At 62.0% G+C, this 13,878-nt stretch carries 12 protein-coding genes; 7 read left to right on the top strand and 5 right to left on the bottom strand.

The window, feature by feature from the left end; genetic code table 11:
* Positions 1–43 precede the first annotated feature (43 nt).
* From U0029_RS11360 to U0029_RS11345, 4 genes are all read left to right on the top strand, one after another.
* Positions 44–340, top strand: coding sequence for a DUF3649 domain-containing protein (locus tag U0029_RS11360; protein ID WP_039051639.1), 297 nt, complete (start codon positions 44–46; stop codon positions 338–340).
* The gene (locus tag U0029_RS11355; RefSeq protein ID WP_114851849.1) at positions 337–1,956 is read left to right on the top strand and encodes a PepSY-associated TM helix domain-containing protein; all 1,620 of its coding nucleotides are present in this window, start codon (positions 337–339) and stop codon (positions 1,954–1,956) included. Before U0029_RS11360 ends, U0029_RS11355 begins: the two co-directional genes overlap by 4 nt.
* Complete coding sequence (locus U0029_RS11350) at positions 1,953–2,282, top strand: DUF3325 domain-containing protein (RefSeq protein WP_114851850.1); 330 nt, start codon at positions 1,953–1,955, stop codon at positions 2,280–2,282. Before U0029_RS11355 ends, U0029_RS11350 begins: the two co-directional genes overlap by 4 nt.
* A gap of 73 nt (positions 2,283–2,355) precedes the next feature.
* Positions 2,356–3,678: a tryptophan--tRNA ligase gene (locus tag U0029_RS11345; RefSeq protein ID WP_114851851.1), complete on the top strand. Its 1,323-nt coding sequence runs from the start codon at positions 2,356–2,358 to the stop codon at positions 3,676–3,678.
* Between the two features lie 117 nt (positions 3,679–3,795).
* On the opposite strand, the gene U0029_RS11340 is transcribed toward U0029_RS11345, so the two are convergent.
* Positions 3,796–5,847 carry an ATP-dependent DNA helicase gene (locus U0029_RS11340; RefSeq protein ID WP_012416896.1) on the bottom strand — a complete coding sequence of 684 codons (2,052 nt, stop codon included), beginning with the start codon at positions 5,845–5,847 and terminating at the stop codon, positions 3,796–3,798.
* Between the two features lie 166 nt (positions 5,848–6,013).
* Here U0029_RS11340 and tex point away from each other — a divergent pair, with 166 nt between their 5' ends.
* Positions 6,014–8,386, top strand: a complete 2,373-nt coding sequence (gene tex, locus U0029_RS11335; protein WP_114851852.1) for an RNA-binding transcriptional accessory protein Tex — start codon at positions 6,014–6,016, stop codon at positions 8,384–8,386.
* A 175-nt stretch (positions 8,387–8,561) separates the two neighbouring features.
* On the opposite strand, the gene U0029_RS11330 is transcribed toward tex, so the two are convergent.
* The 4 genes from U0029_RS11330 to U0029_RS11315 all read right to left on the bottom strand — a co-directional run bounded on the left by U0029_RS11330 (position 8,562) and on the right by U0029_RS11315 (position 12,013).
* Positions 8,562–9,224, bottom strand: coding sequence for an ADP-ribosyltransferase family protein (locus U0029_RS11330; RefSeq protein ID WP_114851853.1), 663 nt, complete (start codon positions 9,222–9,224; stop codon positions 8,562–8,564).
* A 6-nt stretch (positions 9,225–9,230) separates the two neighbouring features.
* Positions 9,231–10,208 (bottom strand): hypothetical protein, encoded by a 978-nt coding sequence (locus tag U0029_RS11325; protein WP_127815009.1) that lies wholly within the window; start codon positions 10,206–10,208, stop codon positions 9,231–9,233.
* A complete protein-coding gene (locus tag U0029_RS11320; protein WP_115600716.1) occupies positions 10,118–10,903 on the bottom strand; it encodes a filamentous hemagglutinin N-terminal domain-containing protein in 786 nt (261 codons plus the stop codon). The genes U0029_RS11325 and U0029_RS11320 overlap by 91 nt, the downstream gene beginning before the upstream one ends.
* Positions 10,904–11,218: 315 nt before the next feature.
* Positions 11,219–12,013: an outer membrane protein assembly factor BamD gene (locus U0029_RS11315; RefSeq protein WP_039051677.1), complete on the bottom strand. Its 795-nt coding sequence runs from the start codon at positions 12,011–12,013 to the stop codon at positions 11,219–11,221.
* A 106-nt stretch (positions 12,014–12,119) separates the two neighbouring features.
* Between U0029_RS11315 and U0029_RS11310 the strand changes: the two genes are divergently transcribed.
* A complete protein-coding gene (locus U0029_RS11310; RefSeq protein ID WP_114851855.1) occupies positions 12,120–13,082 on the top strand; it encodes an RluA family pseudouridine synthase in 963 nt (320 codons plus the stop codon).
* Entirely contained in the window at positions 13,070–13,831 is a 762-nt protein-coding gene (gene pgeF, locus U0029_RS11305; RefSeq protein WP_012416902.1) for a peptidoglycan editing factor PgeF, read from the top strand. Before U0029_RS11310 ends, pgeF begins: the two co-directional genes overlap by 13 nt.
* The last annotated feature ends 47 nt before the right edge of the window (positions 13,832–13,878 follow it).

The raw sequence follows: 13,878 nt of genomic DNA, 5'->3' as shown, positions 1-13,878 counted from the left end.
TAACAAGCCACGGGCGGTCTGTGGCATTTTCTTTGGCATCAACGTGAAAGCTCCCAATTCTGGCGCAGGTTTACTGCGCTACCGATTCGCCGTCGCCTCACGTGCGCTGGCAGCCATTTTTGGCGGCTACGCGCTCGCTTGCGCAGTCGCTGCCTGCCTGGCCGTGTGGCTGCCCATGCGTCGCGTGGATGCGGTGATCACCGCGCAAATGCTGTCGTTCGTGGCCTATGCCTGCGCGGCGATCTGGGTCTTCGCGACCTACAACGCTTGGCGTGCCTGGGCTGGCGTGCTCGGGTCAGCGCTCGTCATGGCGGGTCTGTACTGGTTGGGGGCACGATGAAGGCCGTGGCTTCCAAGGCCGCCACCAAGCGGCCCCCCCAGGCTGAAGGCCTGCGCCAGGCCATGTCCTGGCTCCATACTTGGTCCGGCCTGATTTTCGGCTGGCTGCTGTTTGCCATGTTCCTGACGGGTACGCTGGCTTTTTTTCGGCCTGAAATCACCCGTTGGATGCAACCTGAAATCCACACTCAGGCCGTGCCTTCCGCGCAGGCCGTTGAGGTCGCCGAACGCTATCTGCGCGAACATGCCCCGGATGCGGCACGTTGGTCTATCAGCGTGCCGACGGACCGTGAGCCTTGGATAAGCGTCAGTTATCCGGTTCCCAATCCGCCGCCGGGCCAGCGTGGCGTGAAGCGTGTGCGGCTTGACCCTGTCAGCGGTCAGGCCATCGCCGCCCGCCAGACCCGTGGCGGCGACTTTTTTTATCGCTTCCATTTCGAGCTGGAAATGGGCTTTCCGTGGGGGCGCTGGCTGGCCAGCATCGCCGGCATGTTCATGCTGGTGGCCATCAGCAGCGGTGTGATCACCCACAAAAAGATATTTACCGATTTCTTTACCTTTCGCCCCCGCAAAGGGGGGCAGCGCGCCTGGATGGACGGTCATAACGCCTTGTCGGTATTGGGGCTGCCTTTCCATTTGATGATCACCTTCAGCGGTCTGGTGCTTTTTATGGCGATGCTGATGCCGGCCGGCATCTTGGCGGCCTACGACAATCAGCGTGCCTACTTCGATGACCTGTTCCCGGCTTCCGCCGTCATGCCGGCCCAGAAAAAGGCCGCGCCGCTGACGCCGCTTGCCCCCCTGGTGGAACAGGCGCAAACCCTTTGGCCGGGCGGTCAGGTCGGACGGCTTACCGTCCATCACCCGGGTGACGCGGGCGCTACGGTGACGGTTACGCGCTCCACTGCCGATGGCGTGTCGTATGGCCGTGTGGCGCCGTCAGCCTCTTTCGATGGTGTGACGGGCGAGATGCGCGGCGCTCGCGAGGCCGAAAGTGCGGCGATGACGACGGCGGGCACTATTATGGGTCTGCATCTTGGGCTGTTTGCCCAACCGCTGCTGCGTTGGTTTTACTTTCTGGTCAGCCTGGCTGGCACAGCGATGGTCGGCACGGGTCTGGTGCTGTGGGTCGCTAAGCGCCGTCAGAAGCTGCCCGCCGGACGCGGCGATACTTTCTCTCTGCGCGTGATCGATGCCCTGAACGCGGGCACCATCGCCGGGGTGTTCCTGGGGGTGGCGGTGGTCTTCCTGGCCAACCGTCTGCTGCCTCTGGATCTGCCTGAACGTCAGTTCTGGGAGTCGCGCAGCTTCTTCATCGTCTGGGGCCTGAGCCTGCTGTATGCCTTTGCGCGTCCGCTCACCAAATGGCGCGACCTCATGTCGCTGGCAGCATTGGCCTTTCTGCTGGTGCCGGTCGTCAATGCGCTCACGACGCAGCGCCACCTTGGTGTGTCCTTGCTGGAAGGCGATTGGGTCATGGCAGGCTTTGATCTGACCTGCCTTGCTGCGGGTCTGCTGTTGGGGTGGATAGGCATGCGCAAGAAAAAGGCCGTTGCGCCCCGCCGCAAGGCGACGCCTGCCCATCTGGAAAAACAAGCCCTGGAGGGGCAGGCATGAGCGTTGCTGCTTTTTTTCTGGCCTACGCCGGTTTCGCTGCCCTGAGCCTGGCCATGGAACGTCATTTCGAAGATGTCTTCGATCGTCCGCCGCCGCCGGCATTGCAGCGTTGGCTGCGTACGGGCGGCACGCTCGCCCTGGCCGCTTCGCTATGGTTGTGCGCTCGTGTTTCCGGCTGGTCGTATGGCATCGTGTTATGGACGGGCCTTTTGACGGTGGCGGGCCTGCTGCTCATAGGGATCATGACCTACCGGCCCCGTCTGGCCTGGGCCACGGGTGCGGCCTGCCTGGCCTTGTCGCCGTTGCTGTCTATGCTGAGTGCTTGATGGCCCGCTTAGCGCAGGCGCGGCGCGGTAAACTGGGGCTTCGTTTGTCTTGAGCCGCCTTACTCTTCGTGTCATGACTACTCGCGTTCTAACAGGTATTACCACCACTGGCACTCCTCATTTGGGCAATTATGCGGGCGCTATCCGTCCTGCGGTGCGCGCCAGCGCGCAGCCCGGCGTGGATGCCTTTTTCTTCCTGGCCGATTACCACGCGCTGATCAAGTGTGATGACCCGGCGCGTGTGGCGCGCTCGCGTCTGGAGCTGGCCGCGACCTGGTTGGCCTCCGGGCTGGACCCTGAGCGCGTGACGTTTTACCGGCAATCGGATATTCCCGAGATTCCTGAGCTGTGCTGGTTGTTGACCTGCGTCACGGCCAAAGGCCTGATGAACCGCGCCCATGCTTATAAAGCGGCAGTGGATCAAAACGAGGCCAAGGGCGTAGAGCCTGATGACGGCGTCACGATGGGTCTGTTCTCCTATCCGGTGCTGATGGCCGCTGACATCCTGATTTTCAATGCGCACAAAGTGCCGGTGGGTCGTGATCAGATCCAGCATATCGAGATGGCGCGCGATATCGCACAGCGTTTTAATCATCTGTATCAGGGTGATTTTTTCCTGCCGCCGGAAGTGCAGATCGAAGAAGATGTCGCGACCTTGCCGGGCCTGGACGGCCGCAAGATGTCCAAGAGCTATAACAACACCATTCCCTTGTACGAGGGCGGCGCCAAAGCCTTGCGTGGCGCGATTTCGCGCATCGTGACCGACTCGCGCCAACCGGGTGAACCCAAGGATGCGGAGGGTTCGCATTTGTTCATGCTATACCGCGCTTTCGCTACCCCTGAAGAGACCAAGGCCTTCCGCGCCGAGCTCGAAGGCGGCATGGCCTGGGGGGATGCCAAGCAGACGCTGGCGGATCGTCTGGAGCGCGATATCGCGCCCATGCGCGAAAAATACGAAACCCTGATCGCCAATCCTGGCCGCATCGAAGACATCCTGCAAGCTGGTGCCGCCAAGGCCCGCAAGCTGGCGCTGCCGCTGATGGAGCGCGTGCGTGATGCTGTCGGCTTGCGTACGCTTAGCGCCGGCCCTGCCGTCGCCAAGGTCGGCAAAAAAACCGCTGCCAAGGGCGCGCGTTTTGTCAGTTTCCGGGACAGTGACGGCAGTTTCCGTTTCCGTCTCCTGGCGGCCGATGGTGAAGAGTTGCTGTTATCGGCCAATTACGCTGACCCCAAGGCGGCTGGCGCGTTGATGCGGCGTTTGCAAGAAGAGGATGCCCAACTGCGTGACTCGGACGGCGGCGTGGAGGTCCTTCTCGATGGCGCGGTCGTGGCCCAGGGGGCGGTCCAGGCGGACAAGGTCCGGCAAGTATTGGAAAGCCTGCGTCAGCCTGCTTGAGCGGGTTGCAGCGCCGGCTCGCTGGAAGCAGAGACCCTGCCAGGCGGGAAAGCTATGATGAGTGGCTTTTTCCTGCGGCAGGGCCCGGCCGATGTGACGACCAGCGTACGTTCAGCCTTATTGATCGCTGGCGTGCCGTTGATAGAAAGCCAGCGCTTCGCCGATGGCCCGGGTGCGGGCGAATGGCGGCAGACCACGCCACAGGCTTTTGCCGTAGGGCTTCTCTACCAGACGCGGATCGGCCACCATCAGCACACCCCAATCGCTCTCGGTGCGAATGAGGCGGCCGGCACCCTGTTTGAGCGAAATCGCTGCTTCGGGTAATTGATACTCGGCAAAAGGATTGCCCCCGCGTTCGCGGCAGGCGCGCAGACGCGCTTCGATCACCGGATCATCGGGGGGGGCGAAGGGCAGTTTGTCGATGGCTACCAGGGTGAGCATGTCTCCGGGCAAGTCGATGCCTTCCCAAAAACTGGCGCTGCCCACAAGCACAGGATGGGTCAGGCGGGCAAACTTATCGAGCAGGTCGCGGCGGGTGGATTGCCCCTGCTTGAGCAAAGGCCAATCGTGGCCGGCGTCTTCGAAGGCTTCGGCCAGAAGCTCGGCCAGGCGATCGACCGCACGCAGGGTCGTGCAAAGCACCAGCGCGCCACCCGGATTCACCTCAAGCAAGGGCATGAGGTTGTCGACAAAGCGTTGAGCGAACTGCGGCGATTGGGGCTCTGGCATGCCTTGCGGCACAAACAGCAGGCCTTGCTTGGCGTAGTCGAAGGGGGAGTCCCAGCGTCCCGTACGCGCCTTGGATAAACCCAGTTGGCGCGTGAAGTGGCCGAAATCGCCCTGTACCGACAGCGTGGCCGAGGTGAGAATCCAGGCTTGGCCTGATTTCCGATAACGAGAGAAAGCCTGCGCCACCGACAGAGGCGCGGCATGCAGGCGCACATGATGTTGCCCCAGCTCGACCCAGCGCACGGCGGGCCCGCTCCAGGCGTGTTTGCCGTTTTGCCCTAATTGGCTGATTGCGTCGGCTTCGGCCGAGTTGGCGTCTTCGCCCCAGCCTTCTTCCGCTGTGCTGTGCCGTCCCGGTGTGGCCCAGCGGGTCAGTTTCACGCAGAGGTCGGCGCCCAGGCGCGCCGCCGCAGCCAGGTCGGGGTGTTTTTCCGAGATCTCCACCAGTGCGCGGGTAGCGGCATCGAGCACGGTGCGTAGTTGCGCCAATGCGGCGTCAAAGGCTTCGGGTTCGGGCATGGCCTCGAAAGTCGCCTTGCGGCCCGGCAGGCGTTCCAGCGGCGCGCAGACCAGGCGCAGCTCGCGCGCGGCTGTCTCCACATGCCGGCTCACATCACTCCACTTGGCGGCCTCGCGCGCATAGGCCAGACCCGCCGCTTCCATCGCGCGGGTGAAGTCCAGGAGTTGGTGCGTCGAGACATTGCTGCCCAGAAAGCGCGTTGCCGTCTCGGGCAATTGATGCGCTTCGTCGAAAATGACTGTATCGACCTCGGGTAGCAGATCGGTCACGCCTTCTTCACGCAGTGCCAGATCCGCCATGAAAAGGGCGTGATTGACGACCACGATATCGGCTTCCTGCGCGCGGCGCCGGGCGTTCACGACGAAGCAATCGCGGATATGCGGGCAATCCTGGCCCAGACAGTTTTCACGCGTGGAGGTTACACGCTGCCAGATCTCGGCATCTTCGGGAATTTGCGCCAGGTCCGCGCGATCGCCAGTTTTGGTGATGCCTGCAAACACCTGGATCTGGCGCAGTTGTGCAACCTCGGTCCGTGATTTCAATGCCCGATCGTCACCTTGAAGACGCTCCAGGTGATAGTGACAGAGGTAGTTGCCGCGGCCTTTGAGCAAGGCTGCGGTGACGGGGGCGGACAGCGCGGCGCGCACCTTGGGCAGATCGCGGGTATACAACTGATCTTGCAGCGTACGCGTGCCGGTCGAGACCAAGACCTTGCCGCCCTGCACGATGGCCGGCACGAGATAGGCCCAGGTTTTGCCTGTGCCGGTGCCCGCCTCAGCGACCAGTGTGGCGCGGTCCACCATCGCGCTCTCGATGGCCTGAGCCAGTTCGAGCTGCGCGTTGCGGGGCCGGAAACCCGGCATGGCCTTGGCCAGCGGGCCGTCGGCATTGAAAAATTCTGAAATATCCAGGTCCAGCATTCGGTGTGACTTGCGCTAAATTGGACGCCATATTAACGCGCCGACGGGTGTCCCGTCCTTGGGCCTGACGTGACCGAATCGCGGCGGTCTATCGGCTTGGCCGCGATGGCTTGTGGCACAATCCGGCCCTTGTCTGCCCCTTTTTTACCCTTGTTGACGGATCGAGATGTCTGAAACCTCCGCTCTCACGAACGCCGCGCCGGGCGTCGATCATGCCCGGATCATCGAGCAACTGGCCACTGAACTGACGGTGCGTGCAAGCCAGGTCTCCGCGGCCGTGGAACTGCTGGATGATGGCGCCACCGTGCCCTTCATCGCCCGTTACCGCAAGGAAGCCACCGGTGGCCTCGACGACGGCGCGCTGCGCACGTTAGAGGTCCGGCTTTCCTATCTGCGCGAACTCGAAGAGCGCCGTTTGGCCATCCTGGATTCCATCAATCAGCAGGGCAAACTCAGTCCCGAGCTGCAACAGGAAATCGCCAGCGCCGAAACCAAGCAGCGTCTGGAAGACTTGTACGCGCCCTACAAGCCCAAGCGCCGCACTCGCGCCCAGATCGCACGCGAAGCCGGCCTGGAGCCGCTGGCCGACGCGATCCTGGCTGATGCCGCCTGCGATCCCGCAGCCCTGGCGGCGCAGTATCTCAACGCCGAAGCCAACATCAATGACGCCAAGGCCGCGCTCGATGGCGCGCGCGATATTCTGGCCGAACGCTTCGCCGAAAACGCCGATCTCTTAGCCAATATGCGAGAGCACATCTGGACCACGGGGCTGCTGTACTCCAAGATGGTCGATGGCAAAGAGGCCGAAGGCGCCAATTTCCGCGACTGGTTCGATTTCAACGAGCCGCTGCGCACCCTGCCTTCGCATCGCGTGCTGGCGCTCATGCGTGGCCGTCAGCAAGGTGTGCTGGAGTTGCGAGTGGGCTTGCAAGAAGAACTGGAAGCGCAAACACCCCATCCCTGCGTGACTCGCATCGCCGGTTTTCTCAAGCTGGGCAAGGATTTGTTTGCACTCGACGCGACGCCGCGCGACCGCTGGTTGGGCGAGGTCTGCCGCTGGACCTGGCGTGTCAAGTTGCTGACTGCCTTCGAAAGTGAGTTTTTCGGCCGTCTGCGTGAAGAGGCCGAGGCCGAGGCGATCCGTGTGTTCGCCGCCAACCTCAAAGACCTGCTGTTGGCTGCGCCCGCCGGTCCGAAAACCGTGCTCGGGCTAGACCCCGGCATCCGCACGGGCTGCAAGATCGCGGTCATCGACCGTACCGGCAAAGTGGTCGATACCGCCACCGTCTATCCTTTCGAACCGCGTATGGATCGCAAGGGCACCATCAATACCTTGGCCGCCTTGTGCGCCAAGCACAAGGTCGAACTCATCGCCATTGGCAATGGCACGGCCTCGCGTGAAAGCGAAAAGCTCGTGGGCGAGATGATGAGCCAGTTTTCCGAGCTGTCGCTCACCCGTGTCGTGGTGTCCGAGGCGGGCGCATCGGTCTATTCTGCATCGGAAGTCGCCGCCCTGGAGTTTCCCGATCTCGACGTTACGCTACGTGGCGCAGTCTCGATTGCCCGGCGCTTGCAAGACCCGCTGGCCGAGTTGGTCAAAATTGATCCCAAGGCTATCGGCGTGGGTCAATATCAGCACGATGTAAATCAGCGTGAACTAGCCCGCTCTCTGGACGCCGTGGTTGAAGACTGCGTGAACGCGGTGGGCGTAGACGTCAACACGGCTTCGGCGGCGCTGCTGGCGCGCGTATCAGGCTTGAACGGCTCGCTGGCCAAGAACATCGTTGCCTGGCGCGACGAAAATGGCGCCTTTCCCACGCGCGACATGTTGCGCAAGGTGCCGCGCTTCGGCGAAAAGGCTTTTGAGCAGGCGGCGGGCTTTTTGCGCATCCCCAATGGCGACAACCCCTTGGATGCGTCGGCGGTCCACCCTGAGGCTTATCCGGTTGTTGAGCGCATTGTTGCCCGCATCAAGGCCGATGTGCGCCAGATTATCGGTCAGCGCGAAGCGCTCAAGGGCGTGTCGCCAGCCGATTTCACCGATGAGCGCTTTGGCCTGCCCACGGTGCGCGACATCTTCGCCGAACTTGAAAAACCCGGTCGCGATCCGCGCCCTGAGTTCAAGACCGCGCAATTCAAAGAGGGCGTTGAAACCCTCAAAGACCTCCATCCGGGCATGCTGCTTGAAGGGGTGGTGACCAACGTGGCCAACTTCGGCGCCTTCGTGGATATCGGCGTTCACCAAGATGGTCTTGTGCACATTTCCGCGCTGGCCGAAAAATTCGTCAAAGATCCTCGCGACGTCGTTCGCGTGGGTCAAACGGTAACGGTCAAAGTGCTGGAAGTGGATGTGCAACGCAAGCGCGTCGCGCTCACCATGCGGCTTAACGACAATGCCGAACCGCGTCGTGCCGCACCTGCCGCAGCGCGCGGCGAGCGTGCGGGCGGCACCCCGCGGCGGCGCAACGAGGACGGTGCGCGCGGTACGCCTGTGGCCAACAGCGCCATGGCCGACGCTTTCGCCAAGCTCAAGCGCTAAGCGCTCAGGCGACGCCCTCTGTAAGGGTCCGGTTCTCCTTTTTCTCAGAGGATCGGGCCCAAGATTTTGTTGGTGCGCCCCGGGGGGCATCATCTGCTACGCATAAGAGGCCGGTCCGGCGTCGCTGTGTGCCCCCTCTGGGACTACGGATGAGTCGCACTCTTCGGTCTCTTTGCTAAGGCAAGGATCTGGATTTGTCTTGCATCAGGGCAGCGGAAGCTCTATTCAGCGGCCCCGAATGCCACGTGGTATTTGCTCGCTTGTGCGCCTCATCCTCGGAAAGCAAACGGTGTGCGGGTTTAAGCGGCGAAGCTGAGATGGCCAAATCCTGCTCGTAATATTTCCCCTGCGGCGAGTCGAAACCACTGTCGCTCAGCACCAGTCTTTGCCTGCCCCGACTATCCTTGCCCGATAGCAGAACATGTAGGGGAGTGGAGGGCGGTAGCAGAACCTCTTGCTGTGTCGGGTAGATCGCATAAGGTGCGATGTCCATGCCTGTGTTTGTGAAAATAGTTAGTAGGCCGATATTGCTAGAGATCGCTGGTGTAACGGTGGGTTTTCTCCTGATTTTCCCCATGATCTGGTCTGCTGCTTTTTTGAGTGGGTGATGCGCAATGTCCGCAGGTTTCGTTTGCGCATTGGCAATCGCGATTGTTTCCGTGAACTGGGGAGTTTGTGAAGTTGATAGAAAGGCGGGATCGACAAACACCTGACCCTCTGAGGGTAGGGCGGGAAACGCCTGTTTCAAGCCCACGCCACGATGGAGTTTTTGCACAGGTGGACTGCTTTCCTGTTTCAGTTGCTTTTGCTTGAATGCATCGTTGATATTGCGGATCAAATACTCTTATTCTGGCGACAGCGCCGCGTTGGAGCGTAAGGCAGAGTTGACGGTCTGGAATGCTCCACCCGTATAGGCCGTAAGCGAGAGCCTTTGATCGAACGTTAAGTCATTTTGCGCATCCGCTTTGACCGCATGGGCGAGACTGCTCAGTGCCCATTTGCGTAGGAACGCTTTCGGGATCGAAGGGATTTTTCGGTGCAACACGGTGAGCTGTTCTTCTAGATTCAATGTCCTGTTTGAATCATCACTCGAAGTCGCTGGCGATTTTCCCTGGCTACTGCTTGCACTGATGGTGGGCAGGTGTTCTGATACGCGAGAGTCGTCTTGCTTGGCGCCTTGAGATGTAAATAAGCGGCGTAGCCACTGAAGGGGCTTGTGTGGACGTTCCATTGACGGTGCTGAGGCTTGCTCCTGAGCAAGTTCTGCCTCTGTGGTAGTACGAGGTGGCGGGTTTCGCCGATGTAGCCACGCTCTGAAACGGCCGAAGCGTGAGGCAGGCGCGTCGGCGGTAGGGCCGAGGGTTCGTGGCCGAGAGAGCATGCCGCCCAAGCCGCCGCTTTCGATGTGTTGTATGTGCCCGTCGGCAGAGACATCGATGTGGCCTTCATACCCGACAATACGAGGTCTCAATGCTTCGGGGTCTTTTCCGCCTTCTGTTTTTTTCAGGTTTTGTGGCGCGCATCTTCCAGCATCGCAACTGACCGACCTGATCTTGCTCGAGTCCGGCGGCGCTTTCGCTGTGGCTTGCGCCTCCTGAAGGGGGGCGTGCGCAGCGACCTTATCCGGCAGGAGGTCGGCGCTACTGGGGCCGACCCGGTTACGTTTGAAGTCCATAGCCGTGGGGCCATCGAGCTCGCCTCGGGCCATTTTCTGTTTGGCTTGCTTGCTGCCTACATCCAGCTTGGAGAAGGTGATCTGGATGTCGTTCTGGGCCCAGCGCCACTTGTGCTGGACGACCTCTTGTTGAGTGGCCTGCTGCATGAGCGGCCCCTCGATGGAGAGCCTGCCCGCCTGCCCCTGGCCCTGCACTTGAATCGCGCCGCCTGCGCGCCGAGGGTGACCTCGCCCTGGCGCACGTCCAGCAACAGCCTGTGCGCGCCCTCGAGCACCCGGCCCGTGGACAGGGTCAGGGCCGAGACATTGATCGTTGACAGACCGTCGGCCTGGATGCCGTTGGGGTTGGCGATGACCAGGGCCGCGCGCGGGCCGAAGACCTCCAGCGCCCCGCTCAGATGGCTGGGCGCCAGCCCCTGCACCTCGGCGAGAATCAGGGCGGCCGAGGGGCCGCCGCCCAGCCGCGGGTTGCGCAACAACTGCCCGGCCAGCTGCGAGCGCCCGTCGCGGGTGCTGTTATTGAACACCGCGCCCGGCTGCCGGGTGTCAAAAGAGGGAAAGGGATTGCGCGAGACGCCTTGGGCATCGGGCGGCGCGATAGCGATCACCGCCACGCCATTGGGCGCGGTATCGATCGATACCCGGCCATCGGCCGCTAGTTGCTGCGCCAGCGCCGAGTCCAGACCGGCGAAAACCAGGCTGGCCGCCAGGGGCAGCAAACGCCAGCGTTGGCGCCGCCCGCCCCGCCGGCCTGAAGCGCCCACGCTGCAAAGGATTTCAGCGATGGGCACACATTGACGGGCATGGTGACTCCAGCGCAGACGGTAGCAAAGCTTGTTCATGGTGGATTACCTTGCCAAGCGATAGCGCAGCGCGCCATCCATCATCGATCGTCGATAAGCGCAAGAAGATAGAGGAGGCTCTTGCTGTTTGTGTGTAGTCTTTTTCTTTTTATCGGGGGCGTGTGAGATAGACGACGAGCGGAAGAGTGGATCCTGTCGCGCCTTCGCGTTGAACGAGCTTAGCCGCATGCGGACACGTAAATAAGCCCCGGAAAAGCACTGCCCCCCAGAGCTCGGACGTAGTCCAAGGTCTGGGGGGCAGTTCAAAAGCAGGGGCTTATTTCAGCGAGGGCTCTGTTTATGGAGCGGCGCAGATCAGCGGAATTGGAAGGGGTTCCACCAGCTCTTGTCGTCTTTGAATCCTTCCGCCTTGAGCTTGCTATTGGGGAAGTTTTTGTCGAGGACGCGCTCGGTGTCTTCTTTGAGCTGCTTCATCTGCAGTTTGTCGTAGGACAGCACCATGATGTAGAGCGCTTCTTCCGTGGCCGGCGCGCCATCGAAATCCGTCAGGACGGTCTGGGCGCGATTGATGGCTGCCACGTAGGCGCCACGCGTGTAGTAGTAGCGCGCGACGTGCACTTCGTTCATGGCGATGGCATTGACCAGCCAGTTCATGCGCTGTTCGGCATCCGGCGTGTACTTGCTATCCGGGAAGCGCTTGATCAGTTCATTGAAGGCGTCGTACGAGGCGCGCAGGCCCTTGGGGTCGCGTTCGGCCGGGTCTTGACCGGTGAGGTTGGCCATGAAGGCGCTGGCGGGCGTGAAGTTGATCAGCCCCTTCAGATAGAGCACGTAGTCGGTGCCAGGATGGTTTGGATACAGTTGTTGGAAACGATCAATAGCAGCCAGTGCCTGTTCGTTTTCGCCGTCTTTCCAGTTGACGTAGGCCAGTTCGATCAGAGCCTGTTGGGCGTAGGTGCCGAAGGGATAGCGGCTCTCGATGGCGGTCAGTCGATCACGAGCTTCCTTCCAGTTGCCGGCAGCGACTTCCTGCTTGGCGTCGGCATAGAGTTGCTCGGCGCTCCAGCCGGCAGTCTTGTCGTACTTGTTGTCGGAGGTGCCGCAACCGGAGACCAACAGCACGGCGGCGAGCGCCAGCGCGGCGCTCAGGATCTTTCCGCGACGGGAAGCGGGATGCGAGGGGGCTGTGGTGCGGAGAATCACGAGAATCGTTTCCTTGGTGTTAGGATGCTGGGCTGATTATATGATTTGTGCCATGTCCGATACAGATGTCAGCGCAGACGCGCTTGCCGACTACGAACCCTTAGCCATTTTCATCCCCCCTGATGTCCCGGCCGATCGCCTTGACAAGGTGTTGGCCGGCCTGATGCCGGGGCATTCCCGCAGCCGCTTGCAAGGCTGGATCGAGGCCGGCCATGTGCTGGTGAATGGCCAGGCAGCCAAGGTGCGCCAGCCAGTCGGCCCGGGAGATGTTCTCACAGTCTGGGAACAGCCGGCGCCGGAAAGCCTGGCATTTTCTCCCGAACCCGTGGATTTTGACGTCATAGACAGCAGTTCAGACTGGATCGTCGTCAACAAACCCGCCGGGCTGGTCACCCATCCCGGCGCGGGCAACTGGACGGGCACTCTGCTCAATGGCTTGCTGCATCGTTTCCCCGAGCTTAGCCGTGTCGCACGGGCGGGCATTGTGCATCGCCTGGACAAAGACACCTCAGGTTTGATGGTGGTAGCTCGCAATGAGCTGGCTCAGACTCATCTGGTGCGTCAGTTGCAGGCGCGTAGCATGGGGCGTGAGTATCTTGCCCTGGCCCATGGCTGGTTGGCGGGGGCCGGCACGGTGGATCGGCCTATCGGCCGCGATGCGCGCGTGCCCGTGCGCATGAGCGTAGAGCGTCCCATCGCAGCCAAGCCCGCCATTACCCATTACCTGCCGCAGCGCCGGGGCGAAGCGCAGGAGGGAGAGCGTGTGACTGAAGTGATCTGCCGACTCGAAACGGGCCGCACCCACCAGATCCGCGTGCACCTGGCTAGCCTGGGGCATCCCCTGCTTGCTGACACGATTTACGGTGGTCGCGCGTTGGCCGGCGCCACGCGGCAGATGTTGCATGCGCGGGCCCTGCATTTCGATGATCCGGGCGGACGGGGTGAGGTGACTTTCGAGGTGGCGTTGCCGCCCGACATGCAGGCCGTGCAAGGAGCCCTGATATGGACCGCTTGATCGGCAGTCTGCCGGTCGTTACCGGCCCGGAATGGAAGGGTGTGACGTATTTCTGTACCACCCGCGAAGGCGGGGTGGGTGTGCCGCCTCACGACAGTTTCAACTTGGGTGTCCGTGCGGGCGACCGCCCCGAGGCGGTCGCCGAAAACCGGCGTCGCCTGGCGGCGGCTTTGCCGGGCGAGCCGCGCTGGTTGCGGCAGGTGCATGGCCCCGTCGTGCATGATGCCGATCAGGCAAGGCCTGACGAGGAAATCGCCGCGGATGCCAGTGTGACGACAGAGCCGGGACGGGTGTTGGCCATTATGGTGGCCGACTGTCTGCCCGTGTTGATTGCCGACGCGCAAGGGCAGGTGTTGGGGGCAGCGCATGCCGGCTGGCGTGGCTTGGCCGGTGGCGTGCTCGAAAACACCCTGGCCTTGATGCGCAGCAAAAAGCCTGCTGCCGATGGCTGGCGGGCCTGGGTCGGGCCCGGTATCGGACCGTCGGCCTTTGAGGTCGGCGCCGATGTGCTGGAGGCATTCGGCGCCGCCGGCGATGCCGAAGTGGCGCAGTTTTTTCACGCAGCTGCCGAAGGAAAGTGGCTGGCTGATCTTCCGGGGCTGGCGCGTTTACGTCTGAAACGCGCGGGTGTGTCGGACGTGGCGCTGAGCGGTCTGTGTACCTTCCAGGATCGCGCACGTTTTTTCTCTTACCGGCGCGATCGCGAAACGGGGCGTATGGCAATGTTGGCCTGGTTGGCACCTGCTTGAGCGCATGCCGATGAATTGAGTGCGGGCAGCTTGCAGCGCCTGCCCGA

It is taken from the genome of Bordetella avium, assembly GCF_034424645.1.
GTDB lineage: Bacteria > Pseudomonadota > Gammaproteobacteria > Burkholderiales > Burkholderiaceae_B > Bordetella > Bordetella avium.
Note: the sequence above shows the minus strand (reverse complement) of the source record. Positions and strands in the feature narration are given on the sequence as shown.

What these genes read in the sequence shown, in the direction of transcription:
- U0029_RS11355 (WP_114851849.1), top strand. Translation starts at nt 337, where the DNA reads ATGAAGGCCGTGGCTTCCAAGGCCGCCACCAAGCGGCCCCCCCAGGCT.
- U0029_RS11350 (WP_114851850.1), top strand. Translation starts at nt 1,953, where the DNA reads ATGAGCGTTGCTGCTTTTTTTCTGGCCTACGCCGGTTTCGCTGCCCTG.
- U0029_RS11345 (WP_114851851.1), top strand. Translation starts at nt 2,356, where the DNA reads ATGACTACTCGCGTTCTAACAGGTATTACCACCACTGGCACTCCTCAT.
- U0029_RS11340 (WP_012416896.1), bottom strand. Translation starts at nt 5,847, where the DNA reads ATGCTGGACCTGGATATTTCAGAATTTTTCAATGCCGACGGCCCGCTG.
- tex (WP_114851852.1), top strand. Translation starts at nt 6,014, where the DNA reads ATGTCTGAAACCTCCGCTCTCACGAACGCCGCGCCGGGCGTCGATCAT.
- U0029_RS11325 (WP_127815009.1), bottom strand. Translation starts at nt 10,208, where the DNA reads ATGCAGCAGGCCACTCAACAAGAGGTCGTCCAGCACAAGTGGCGCTGG.
- U0029_RS11320 (WP_115600716.1), bottom strand. Translation starts at nt 10,903, where the DNA reads ATGAACAAGCTTTGCTACCGTCTGCGCTGGAGTCACCATGCCCGTCAA.
- U0029_RS11310 (WP_114851855.1), top strand. Translation starts at nt 12,120, where the DNA reads ATGTCCGATACAGATGTCAGCGCAGACGCGCTTGCCGACTACGAACCC.
- pgeF (WP_012416902.1), top strand. Translation starts at nt 13,070, where the DNA reads ATGGACCGCTTGATCGGCAGTCTGCCGGTCGTTACCGGCCCGGAATGG.